The sequence below is a fragment of the Pseudorhodoferax aquiterrae genome (genome assembly GCF_014652235.1).
GTDB classification, from domain to species: Bacteria; Pseudomonadota; Gammaproteobacteria; order Burkholderiales; family Burkholderiaceae_C; genus Pseudorhodoferax; species Pseudorhodoferax aquiterrae.
In genome coordinates, this window is record NZ_BMYK01000006.1 from 312,318 (window position 1) to 323,378 (window position 11,061).

The following is an 11,061-nucleotide window of genomic DNA, read 5'->3' on the forward strand; positions in this document are numbered from 1 at the left end:
GACTTTTCGGAAGCGAATCGGAGGTCCGATTGCGCGGGAAAACCCGCTGGTTGCCACCGGTGCGAATGCCAACAATCCGATTGTCCGACAAACAATCCGCGTCGTGCGGGGCAAGGAGACCTGGCTTGACTGGCAGCACCGATGCGCCGCGCCGCGGGGCCGTCGCAGCGTCCGACATCCGGGGCCGCGCGCCTGCGCGGCCGCGCGAGGACGCTTCCATGTTCAGTCGGCTGCAGTTGGCGCCGGCCTACAAGCAGGTGTCGACCGAGATCGAGCGCTCCATCCTGTCGGGCCAGCTGCGTCCCGGCATGCCACTGCCCACCGAGCAAAGCCTGGCCGAGCGCTTCGGCGTGCACCGCTCCACCGTGCGCGAGGCCATCCGCCAAGTCGAGCAGGAGGGCCTGGTGCAGCGCCGCGAGGGCCGCCGCCTGTTCGTGGCCTTGCCCGGCCTGTACGACCTGGCGCCGCGCACGGCGCGTCTCCTGATGCTGCAGCAGACCACCTTCGCCGAGCTCTGGCAGGTGGCCGTGACGCTGGAGCCGCTGGCTTCGCAGCTGGCGGCACAGAACGCCGAGCCGGCCGACCTGGACGAGCTCGCGCGCAACACCGAGCTCACGGCCGCGCTGCAGGCCGAGGGCCGCAACACACTGGAGGACGACCAGCGCCTGGTCGAACTCGACGTGGAGTTCCACGCCCTGGTCGGCCGCGCCAGCCGCAACCGGCCGCTCATGCTGGCGCGCGAGCCCATCAGCCTGCTCTACAACCCCACGCTGCTGCAGATCCACCAGCGGCTGCCGCAGTCCAAGGCGCGCAACCTGGCCGCGCACCGGGGCATCCTGGATGCGCTGCAGCGCCGTGACGGTGCCGCCGCCGCCGAGTGGACGCGCAAGCACATGGTCGATTTCAAGAAGGGCTTCGAGATGACCGGCCTGGACATGGCCGCGCCCATCGCTGCACCGCCTTAGCCGTTCCCCGTTCCCGTTCCATCACCACAAGAGGAGACAAGCATGCAACGCAAGAAGATGGTCCCGCGCGCCGCCCGCCTGGCCGGCCTGTTCGCTCTGACGGCCCTGGCCGCCGCGGCCCAGGCCCAGGAGACGTTCAAGATCGGCGTCGTGAGCTTCCTCTCGGGCCAGGCGGCCGAGAGTTTCGGCATCCCGGCCGTCAACGGTGCCAAGGTGCTGGTCGAGGCCTTCAACAAGGGCGAAGCCCCGGCCCCCTACAACAAGGCCGGCATCGGCGGCATGAAGATCGAGGCCGTCTACGTCGACGAGAACGGCGGCGCCACCAAGCAGGTGCAGGAGTTGCGCAACCTGTACGACCGCGAGAAGGTCGATGCCGTGGTCGGCTACGTGAGCTCGGGCGACTGCCTGGCCGTGGCGCCCGTGGCCGAGGAGCTCAAGAAGTTCCTGATCCTGTACGACTGCGGCACGCCGCGCGTGTTCGAGGATGGCAAGTACAACTACGTCTTTCGCACCGCCTCGCACGGCACCATGGACAACGTGGCGCTGGCCCGCTATCTCAAGGCACGCAACATCAAGGCCGAGAGTTACAACCTCATCAACCAGGACTACGCCTGGGGCCACGACTCGCGCGCGGACTTCAAGGCCGCCATGGCGCAGCTGTACCCGCAGGCCAAGGTCGGCGAAGACCTGCTGCCCAAGTTCGGCGCCGGGCAGTACGGCACCGAGATCTCGGCGCTGACCTCCAAGCGCGCCGACATCACGCACTCCAGCCTGTGGGGTGGCGACCTGCAGGCCTTCGTGCTCCAGGCCGGCCCGCGCGGCCTGTTCAAGCGCTCGCAGGTCGTGTTGTCGGCGGCCGACCATGTGCTCACGCCGCTGGGCGACAAGATGCCCGATGGCACCATCCTCGGCGCGCGCGGCGCCTACGGCCTGCTGGCGCCCAAGAGCCCGCTCAACGACTGGTGGTGGAGCCTGTACGAGAAGGGCTACAACACCTACCCCGCCCAGGCGCCCTATCGGATGGCCCAGGCCCTCATGGGCCTCAAGCTGGCGGCCGAGAAGGCCATGGCCGCCAACGGCGGCAAGAAGCCCACCCCCGAGCAACTGGCCGCTGCGCTGAAGGGCAGCGAGTGGGACGCGCCCGGCGGCCGCATCCGCATGACGCTGGGCGACGGCCACCAGGCCACGCAGCCCACGGCCATCGGCAAGACGCGTTTCGATGCGGGCAAGAAGATGGTGGTGCTGGAAGACATCCAGCGCTTCCCGGCCGAGTGCGTGAATCCGCCGGCCGGCGTGAAGTCCGAAGACTGGATCAAGGGCGGCATGGCCGGTGCGAAATGTGAGTGATCGGCGGCGCTAGCCGCAGACGTCCCCGGTCAGTCCAGCGCGGCTGGCCGGAGCCCGCCTTCTTTTCACCGGACTGGCCATGACCACCGCCATCACCATCCTCGTCGACGGCCTGAGCTATGCCTCCTGGCTGTTCATCGTCGCGCTCGGGCTCACGCTCGTGTTCGGCGTGCTCAAGATCCTCAACATCGCGCACGGCAGCTTCTATGCGCTGGGCGCCTACGCGGCCGCCAGCTTCGTCGGCTGGTTCGCCACGCTCAAGCTGGCGCCGGAATGGTCGCTGGTCGCCATGCTGTTCGCGGCGGTGGCCGTGGCCGCGCTGGTCGCACCATTGACCGAGCGCGGCCTGCTGCGCTTCTTCTACGGCCGCGACGAGGTGCTGCTCGTGCTCGTCACCTACGCGCTGTTCCTGATGCTCGAAGACATCACCAAGCTGGTCTGGGGCGCCAATCCCTACTACGTGTCCGAGCCCTACGCCATGTTCGGCAACATCGAGATCGGCGAGCAGATCTACGTGGGCTACGACTTCATGCTCATGGGGCTGGCGGCCGTGGTCGGCATCGCGGTCTGGTGGGGCCTGAACCGCACGCGCCAGGGCAAGATCGTGCTGGCCGTGATCCACAGCGAGGAAGTGGCCTCCAGCATGGGCGTCAACGTCTCGCGCGTGTACATGCTGGCGTTCGCCGTCGGCATCTTCCTGGCCTGCATCGGCGGGGCCTTCACGGCGCCGCTGATCTCGGTGCAGCCCGGCATCTCGGTGGGCGTGATCATCGTCTCGTTCGCCGTGGTCATCATCGGCGGGCTCGGCAGCATCGAGGGCGCGGCCATCGGCGCGCTGATCGTCGGCCTGGCCCGCGCGGCCGCCGTGCACCTGGCGCCGCAAGTCGAGCTGTTCGCGATCTACGTGGTCATGGCGCTGGTGCTGGTGTTCCGTCCCGAAGGCCTCTTTCAACGCATCCAGGCAAGGAAGATCTGATGAAGAGCGCAGTCCTTCCCATTTCCTCCGTCGCACCCCCGGCCGCCGCCCCGCGCGGCCGCACCGTGCTCTGGGGCGGCCTCGCCCTGATGGTGGCGCTGGTCGGCGCCGGCGCCTTCCTGCCGCGCTGGCTGGTGTTCCTGCTGACCATGGCGGCCTCGCACGGCCTGGTCTCGCTGGGCATCGTGCTGCTGATGCGCAGCGGCGTCGTGTCCTTCGGCCAGGGCCTGGTGTTCGCGGTCGGCGGCTACGCCGGCGCACTGTGCTTCAACCACCTGGGCATCACCGACGCGCTCGTGCTCACGCTGCTCGGCGGCCTGGCGGCCATGCTGGTGGCGCTGCCGTTCGCGCCGCTCTTGGCGCGCTACCGCGGCATCTTCTTCGCGATGCTGACGCTGGCGCTGTCCATGGTCTGCTACGGCGTGCTGGTCAAGACCAACAGCCTGGGCGGCTCGGACGGGTTCAACATGGGCCGGCCCACGCTCTTGGGCCAGAGCCTGTCGGACGAGCGCGTGGCCTATGCGCTGTACGCGGTCACCATCGCGGTGTCCGGTGTGCTCGCGCTGCTGGCCCGTGTGTACTTCGACTCCACGCGCGGTCTGATTGCCCAGGCCGTGCGCGAGAACGAGCTGCGCGTGGAGTACCTGGGCGGCTCGGTGCGCCAGGCCGTGGCGCTGAACTTCGGCATGGCCGCCTTCGCGGGCGGCTGCGGCGGGGCGCTGACGGTGATGTCGCTGGGCCACATCGACCCCAACTTCAGCTACTGGACCACCTCGGGCGAGTTCGTGTTCGTCGCCATCTTGGCGGGCTCGCAGAGCGTGCTGGCCGTGTTCGTGGCCTCCACGCTGCTGGAGGTCGTGCGCTCCTTCTCCAACCTCTACTTCCCCAACACCTGGCAGCTCTCGCTGGGCCTGTTCCTCTTGCTGATGATCCGCTTCCTGCCGGGCGGCATCGGCTCACTCTGGACGAAGAAGAAATGAGCGACGACATCCTGCTGCGCGCCCGCGCCATCGAGAAGCGCTTCGGCGCGGTGGTCGCTGCCAGCGCCATCAGCATCGACATCGCCGCCGGCCAGCGCGTGAGCCTGATCGGCAGCAACGGCGCGGGCAAGACCACCTTCGTCAACATGGTGACGGGCTACCTCAAGCCCGACACCGGCAGCATCGAACTGGGCGGTCGCGACATCACGCGGCTGGACCCCCGCGCGATCACGCACCTGGGTGTGGCGCGCTCGTTCCAGATCCCGCAGCTGTTCGCCGAACTCACGGTGCTGGAGAACATGCTCGTGGCCACGGCCTGCCATGGCCGGCGCCTGTCGTTCTGGCAGTCCGCGCGCGGCGACGAGGCTGTGGCGCGTGCCGATGCGTTGCTGCAGCGCTTCACGCTCAGCGAGCACCGCGACCGCCGCGTGGCCGAGCTGCCGGGCGGCGTGCGCAAGCTGCTGGACATCGCGATGGCGCTGACCGGCCAGCCGCGGTTGCTGCTGCTCGACGAGCCCACGAGCGGCGTGGCCGCCGAGGAGAAGTTCCCGATGATGGACATCATCATGACCGCGCTGGGCCAGGAGGCCATGACCGTGCTGTTCGTGGAGCACGACATGGACATCGTTGCGCGCTACGCCGACCGCGTGGTGGCCTTCTACGCGGGCCGCATCATCGCCGACGATACGCCCGCCGTAGCGTTGGCCGCCGACGACGTGCGCCGCTACGTGACCGGCACCTTGCATTAGGAGGCAGCGATGCTCACCGTCGAATCCGTCCACGTGTCCATCGGCACGGTTCAGGTGCTGCGCAGTCTGCGGCTGGCCGTGCCCGCGCAGTCCATGGTAGGCCTGATCGGCCGCAACGGCGCGGGCAAGACCACGCTGCTGCGCACCGTCATGGGCCACCTCACGCCCAGCCAGGGCCGCATCACGTTCGAGGGCCAGGACCTGGCGAGCGTGCCGCGCCATGCGCGTGCGGCGATGGGCATCGGCTACATGCCGGAGGACCGCGGCCTGGTGCCCGAACTCAGCGTGGAGGAGAACATCCTCGTGCCGCTGTGGGCCACGGGCGCGCGCAACCAGCGCGAGCGGCTGGAGTTCATCTACGGCGTGCTGCCCGAACTCGCGCAGATGCGCGAGCGGCGCGCGCTGCTGCTCTCGGGCGGGCAGCAGAAGCTCGTCGCGCTGGCGCGCGCGCTGGGGGTGGGCACGCGGCTGCTGCTGCTCGACGAGCCCTTCGAGGGCGTGGCACCGGCGCTGTCGATGCGCCTGGGCGAGGTCATCGCGGGCTTGCGTGGCGGGTCGCTGTCGGTGCTGATCGCGCAGTCTGACCTCAACCATTCGCGCAAGCTCGTGGATGGCGAGGTGGTGATCGAGCGCGGGGCGAACGTGGTGGCGGAGGCCGCAGCATGACGACATGGCACAGCGTTGAACTCCCGGCCACGCGCGAGGAAGCCGTCTACGGCGACCGCGTCGTGCGCTGCTTTGTCGAACGCCCGCCCAGCATGCACGCGCTGCTGGAGCGTGCCTTGGCCCGCTACCCGGACCAGGACGCCGTGGTTCACCACGGCCAGCGCTGGAGCTTCCGCCAGCTCGACGCCGAGGTCGCGCGCATTGCGGGCGGCCTGGCCGCACTGGGCGTGCAGGCCGGGGAACGCGTCGTGCTGTTCATGGGAAACCAGCCAGAGTTCATGTCCGTGCTGTTCGCCGTGCAGCGGCTGGGCGCCATCGCCGTGCCCATCGGCGAGCGCGAGCAGCGGCCGGGCCTGGCCTATATGCTGCAGCAGTGCGGCGCCTGCGCCATCGTGTTCGACCAGGCGCTGGCCGAGCGCATCCCCGCGCCCGACGAGGTGCCCGGCCTGCGGCTGCGCCTGGTCGTGGGCGAGGCGCCCGGCGCCCTGCCGCTGGCCGGTCTGCGCGGGAGCGTCCAGGAGGCCGCCCCCGTCCGCGAGCAGGACACCGCCCTGCTCCTGTACACCTCGGGCACCACGGGCCGCCCCAAGGGCGCCATGCTCACGCACCTCAACGTCGCGCATTCGGTGCGCCACTACGAGCTGTGCATGGGCCTGCGCCCGGGCGACCGTTCCGCGCTGGCCGTGCCGGCCAGCCATGTCACGGGGCTGATCGCCATCATCGCCGCCATGGTCCACATCGGGGGCGCGGTGGTGATGCTGTCGGAATTCAGGGCCCCGGCATTCCTGCAGCTGCTGGAGGCCGAGCGCGTGACGCACACGCTGATGGTGCCGGCCATGTACCAGCTGTGCCTGCTGCAGCCGGCGTTCGACCGCGCGCGGCTGGCCCACTGGCGCATCGGCGGCTATGGCGGTGCGCCCATGCCGGTCTCGGCCATCGACGCCATGGCCGAGCGCCTGCCCGGCCTCACGCTCATCAACGCCTACGGCGCGACCGAGACCACCTCGCCCACCACCATGATGCCGGCCGGCCTCACGCGCGCGCATGCCGACAGCGTGGGCGTCCCCCTGCCGTGCGCGCATGTGCGCGTGGTGGACGACGAGGGCCACGAGCTGCCGCCCGGCGAAAGCGGCGAGCTCTGGATCGGCGGCCCCATGGTCGTGCCCGGCTACTGGGACAACCCCGAGGCCACGGCTGCCAACTTCACCGCCGGCTACTGGCATTCGGGCGACCTGGGCAGCATCGACGCCGACGGCTTCGTGCGCCTGTTCGACCGCAAGAAGGACATGCTCAACCGCGGCGGCTTCAAGATCTACTCGGTCGAGGTCGAGCATTGCCTGGTGGCGCTGCCGGGCGTGGTCGAGGCCGCCATCGTCGGGCGCTCCTGTCCGGTGCTGGGCGAGCGCGTGCACGCCTTCCTGTATGCGCCCGACCTGGCCCGCGACGACGAGGCCGTGCGCGCCCATTGCCGCGCGCGCCTGACCGACTACAAGGTGCCCGAGACCATCACCTGGTCCGACACCCCGCTGCCGCGCAACGCGGGCGGCAAGCTGCTCAAGCGGCTGCTGCGCGAGCAGCTTTCCTGAGCGAAAGCCGTTGCCAGGCCTTTTCGTGGAAGAAGAACGCGAAGGCCTGCACCGTTGGCTCCAGCAGGCTCAGCGTGAGCGACATGAGCAGGTTGCCCGTGACCGCATAGGCCACGGCGGCCGCCACCAGGATGTGCATCACGTAGTAGCTGCCGGTCTTCTTCAAGGTCGGGAGGTTGTTGCGGGCAAAGGCGGCCATGGTGTAGTCCTGGAGAGAGAAACGACGATGAATGGATGGTAGATGCGAGCGATTCGCAATGCCAATCGGTTTCGTCTAACGCGCCCATAGCGCCACGGCAAGGAAAACCCCGAAGCGCAGGGCCGTCGCGCACACGACCATTGGGCTCCAACTGTTCTTGCCGTCGCCATGTCCCACACCGCACCGCTCTCCCGCCGCCAGCTGCTTGCGCTCGGCACTACCCTTCCCTGCGCCGGCTGGGCCCAGCCCACCTGGCCCAGCAAGCCGCTGCGCCTGGTCGTTCCGTTCGCGCCGGGCGGCAGCTCGGAGATCGTGGCCCGCTCGGTCGCAGGCGAGATGGCCAAGACCATCGGCCAGAACGTGTTCGTCGACAACAAACCGGGCGCGGCCGGCAACATCGCGATGCAGGAGGTCGCCGCGAGCGAAGATGGCCACACGCTGATCCTGGGCCACATCGGCACGCTGGCCGTGAATCCCTACATCTTCAGCAAGCTGCCCTACGACGCCGAGCGCGACTTCGTGCCCGTCACGCTGCTGTCCAAGGTGCCCAGCCTGTACGTGGTCCACCCCGACCTGCCGGTCAAGGACTTGAAGGAGTTCGTCGCCTATGCCAAGGGCAAGCCGGGCCAGCTCAACTACGGCTCGGCCGGCAACGGCAGCGCCGGCCACCTGGCCTTCGAATACCTCAAGATGGTGAGCGGCACCTTCGTCGTGCACGTGCCCTACCGCGGCACCGGGCCGATGCTGACCGATTTGATGTCGGGCCGGTTGCAGGCCGCCTCGGTCGGCGCGCCTGCGCTGCTGCCCTTCATCAAGGCCGGCCGGCTGCGCTGCATCGCCACGGGCACGACGGAGCGGCTGCCGCAGCTGCCCGACGTGCCCACCGTGGCGGCCCAGGGCTATCCGGGCTTCGAGATGACGCAGTGGTACGGCCTGCTGGCGCCGGCCAAGTGGCCGCGTGCCAACGTCGCGAAGCTGGAGGCGGAGGCCGTCCGCGCGGCCAAGGGCAGCATCGTCAAGGACAAGCTCTCGGCGGACACGGCGCTGGCCGTGGGCAGCAGCGCGGCCGAGTTCGGCGCCTTCATCCGCAGCGAGCAGGCGCGCTGGAAGCCCGTGATCGCGCGGGCGCAGATCAAGCCGGAAGGCGCGTAGCGCTCGCATCCGCAGAAGAAGGCCTTCCGGCCGTGGCGCTGCACGTGATGCCCCACGCGCGCCACGCGCGGAAAACTGCTGGCGACCTGGGCCGCGATGTCCTTGCGGCCGGGTTGCACATGGTGCGCACCTCTTCGTCGGCTTGCCCACATGCCGGCCTGACGCCAGAGGGTGCCGATGCCTCCGGGGGTGTGCGAACATGCCCGCCCCATGGAAACGCCTCTTCTGGAGATCACCGGCGCCAGCGCCACCATCACCCTGCGCCGCCCCGAACAGGCCAACCGGCTGGAGCCGCAGGACCTGGACATGCTGGCTGCCCACATCGCCACCGTCAACGCGCGTTCCGAGGTGCTGGTGCTGCGCCTGGCGTCCACGGGCCGCTACTTCTGCAGCGGCTTCGACATCGGCCAGATGGACCCGCAGAAGCCCCAGGCCTTCGAGGAGTTGGCGAACGCGCTCGAAGATGCGCGCCCGGTCACGCTCGCGCTGTTGCAGGGCGGTGTGTACGGCGGCGCGACCGACCTCGCGCTGGCCTGCGACTTCCGGCTCGGCGTGCAGGGCATCGACATGTTCATGCCCGCCGCGCGGCTGGGCCTGCATTTCTATCCACGCGGGCTGGAGCGTTATGTGAGCCGGCTCGGCCTGGACCAGGCCAAGCGCCTGTTCCTGACAGCCGAGCGCATCGGGGCCGATGAGATGCGCGCGATCGGCTTCCTGACCCAGCTGGTCGCGCCCGAGGCGCTGGCGGCCGAAGCCGATGCGCTGACGCAGCGCCTGGCGGCCATGGCGCCGCTGGCCCTGTTGGGCATGAAAAAGCATCTGAACCGCATCGCGCGCGGTGCGCTCGACAGGGACGCACTGCAGCACGACATCGCGCGGGCCGCCCATTCGGCGGACTTGCAGGAAGGCCGTGCCGCCTGGGCCGCCAAGCGCGCGCCGCGGTTCACCGGCGCCTGAGGCCATGGCCGCGGCAGGCTTCACCCAGCACACCATCTCCATCGTGCACGTGCACCGCGTGCTGCTCGGTGCGCGGCGGCGTGCGATCGACGTAGAGCGCCTGCTCGCGCGCGCTGGCATCTCGCCCGCGCTGCTGGCCTCGCCGCTCTCGCGGGTGAGCCAGGACCAGTACGCCCGCCTTCTGGCCGGCCTGCGCCGTGGGCTGCGCGACGAGCTCTGGGGCCTGTGCCCCACGCCTTTGCCGCTGGGCAGCTTCACGCAGGGCTGCCGGCTCATGTTGGGTGGCCGCACGCTGGGCGCTGCGCTGGCGCTGGGCCTGCGCCACTACCGTCTGCTGTTGCGCGACCTGGTGCCGCGGCTGACCGTGCACGACGGCGCGGCCCACTTGTCCGTCGCGCCGCGCGTCCCGGTGGATCTAGCGCTGGCCTATGCGCAGCGAACCTTCATCTTCTTCGCCCACGGCCTGGCCTCCTGGCTCGTGGCGCGGCGCTTGCCGCTGCTGGGCTTGGAGTACCCGGCCGTCGTGGCAGCCGAGTTCCCCGACGCCGGCGAGGTGCTGCGCGCACCCGTGCGCGGCACACCGGGTGGCGCGGGCTGGTACATGGACGGGCGCTGGCTCGAACTGCCCGTGGTGCAGACCGAAGACAGCCTGGGCGAATTCCTGCGCCATGCGCCGGCCAATTTGCTGGTGCGCTACCGCGAATCGTCGAGCACCACCGAGCGCATCCGCCGCATCCTGCGCGGCCACCTGGCCGGCGAGCTGCCCTCGCTGGCGGATATCGGCCGCGAACTGGCCATGACGCCGCAGACCCTGCGTCGCCGGCTGCGCGAGGAAGGCCAGGGCTACCGTGGCATCAAGGAAGGCCTGCGCCGCGATGCTGCCATCGAGTACCTCGCCCGGCCCGAACTCACGCTGCCCGAGATCGCCGAACGCCTGGGCTTCTCGGAATCCAGCACCTTCCAGCGCGCGTTCAAGCAGTGGACCGGCGTGGCGCCGGGCGAATACCGCCAGGCCCGCATCACGCGCGCTTGAGCGCCAATGGTCGGTGTTGCGCGCTGCGCACGCAGCGCGTGCTTGGGCGCCGTTCCGCCCGCTGGTGCGTGGAACGCCTCGCGCAGTGGCATCCAGGTGCGGGCGCGCCGTCGCTTTGTCGATGGAGGTCGCGATCAACTGGTCGCCGCGCAGGTCGCGGCACCGCGGCGCCGCGCCTCGGAGCGCGTGTGCACGCAGGCCAGACTGACCTGAATGTCCAGCTGCGGTCTGGATCTGCGAGGAGTGCCCACGCCGTAATTGCCGTCGTTGCGCTTCCAGGGTCAGATTGGCCTGCGCGACGACGTCCTTCCGCATTGCTCCTGGAGCGACGCCGGCGCAAAAAAACCGAACCACTTGCTCCCTGCTCCGCATGTGTTGTATAGTCGTGGGCTTCGCTGATCGCAGTGCTTGAAGTGCAGTGATCAGCCGTCCGGATCGGATGATCCTGGTG

Annotated in this window: 11 protein-coding genes; 10 read left to right on the forward strand and 1 reads right to left on the reverse strand. The window is 69.6% G+C overall.

What is annotated here, in order from left to right; translation table 11 throughout:
- The first annotated feature begins 125 nt into the window (after positions 1 to 125).
- From IE209_RS13405 to IE209_RS13435, 7 genes are all read left to right on the forward strand, one after another.
- Positions 126 to 965, forward strand: a complete 840-nt coding sequence (locus IE209_RS13405; protein WP_189687442.1) for a FadR/GntR family transcriptional regulator — start codon at positions 126 to 128, stop codon at positions 963 to 965.
- Between the two features lie 42 nt (positions 966 to 1,007).
- Positions 1,008 to 2,312 carry an ABC transporter substrate-binding protein gene (locus IE209_RS13410; RefSeq protein ID WP_189687443.1) on the forward strand — a complete coding sequence of 435 codons (1,305 nt, stop codon included), beginning with the start codon at positions 1,008 to 1,010 and terminating at the stop codon, positions 2,310 to 2,312.
- A 79-nt stretch (positions 2,313 to 2,391) separates the two neighbouring features.
- Positions 2,392 to 3,288 carry a branched-chain amino acid ABC transporter permease gene (locus tag IE209_RS13415; protein WP_189687444.1) on the forward strand — a complete coding sequence of 299 codons (897 nt, stop codon included), beginning with the start codon at positions 2,392 to 2,394 and terminating at the stop codon, positions 3,286 to 3,288.
- Positions 3,288 to 4,268 carry a branched-chain amino acid ABC transporter permease gene (locus IE209_RS13420; protein ID WP_189687445.1) on the forward strand — a complete coding sequence of 327 codons (981 nt, stop codon included), beginning with the start codon at positions 3,288 to 3,290 and terminating at the stop codon, positions 4,266 to 4,268. Before IE209_RS13415 ends, IE209_RS13420 begins: the two co-directional genes overlap by 1 nt.
- Positions 4,265 to 5,017 carry an ABC transporter ATP-binding protein gene (locus IE209_RS13425; RefSeq protein WP_189687446.1) on the forward strand — a complete coding sequence of 251 codons (753 nt, stop codon included), beginning with the start codon at positions 4,265 to 4,267 and terminating at the stop codon, positions 5,015 to 5,017. The genes IE209_RS13420 and IE209_RS13425 overlap by 4 nt, the downstream gene beginning before the upstream one ends.
- A 9-nt stretch (positions 5,018 to 5,026) precedes the next feature.
- Positions 5,027 to 5,683, forward strand: coding sequence for an ABC transporter ATP-binding protein (locus IE209_RS13430; protein WP_189687447.1), 657 nt, complete (start codon positions 5,027 to 5,029; stop codon positions 5,681 to 5,683).
- The gene (locus IE209_RS13435) at positions 5,680 to 7,269 is read left to right on the forward strand and encodes a class I adenylate-forming enzyme family protein (RefSeq protein WP_189687448.1); all 1,590 of its coding nucleotides are present in this window, start codon (positions 5,680 to 5,682) and stop codon (positions 7,267 to 7,269) included. The genes IE209_RS13430 and IE209_RS13435 overlap by 4 nt, the downstream gene beginning before the upstream one ends.
- On the opposite strand, the gene IE209_RS13440 is transcribed toward IE209_RS13435, so the two are convergent.
- Positions 7,238 to 7,468 carry a DUF2061 domain-containing protein gene (locus IE209_RS13440; protein WP_189687449.1) on the reverse strand — a complete coding sequence of 77 codons (231 nt, stop codon included), beginning with the start codon at positions 7,466 to 7,468 and terminating at the stop codon, positions 7,238 to 7,240. The genes IE209_RS13435 and IE209_RS13440 overlap by 32 nt on opposite strands.
- Positions 7,469 to 7,636: 168 nt before the next feature.
- Here IE209_RS13440 and IE209_RS13445 point away from each other — a divergent pair, with 168 nt between their 5' ends.
- The 3 genes from IE209_RS13445 (at position 7,637) to IE209_RS13455 (ending at position 10,610) form a co-directional block, all read left to right on the forward strand.
- Entirely contained in the window at positions 7,637 to 8,620 is a 984-nt protein-coding gene (locus IE209_RS13445) for a Bug family tripartite tricarboxylate transporter substrate binding protein (RefSeq protein WP_189687450.1), read from the forward strand.
- 210 nt (positions 8,621 to 8,830) lie between these two features.
- Positions 8,831 to 9,577 (forward strand): enoyl-CoA hydratase/isomerase family protein, encoded by a 747-nt coding sequence (locus IE209_RS13450; RefSeq protein WP_189687451.1) that lies wholly within the window; start codon positions 8,831 to 8,833, stop codon positions 9,575 to 9,577.
- A gap of 4 nt (positions 9,578 to 9,581) precedes the next feature.
- A complete protein-coding gene (locus IE209_RS13455; protein WP_189687452.1) occupies positions 9,582 to 10,610 on the forward strand; it encodes an AraC family transcriptional regulator in 1,029 nt (342 codons plus the stop codon).
- Positions 10,611 to 11,061: the final 451 nt, after the last annotated feature.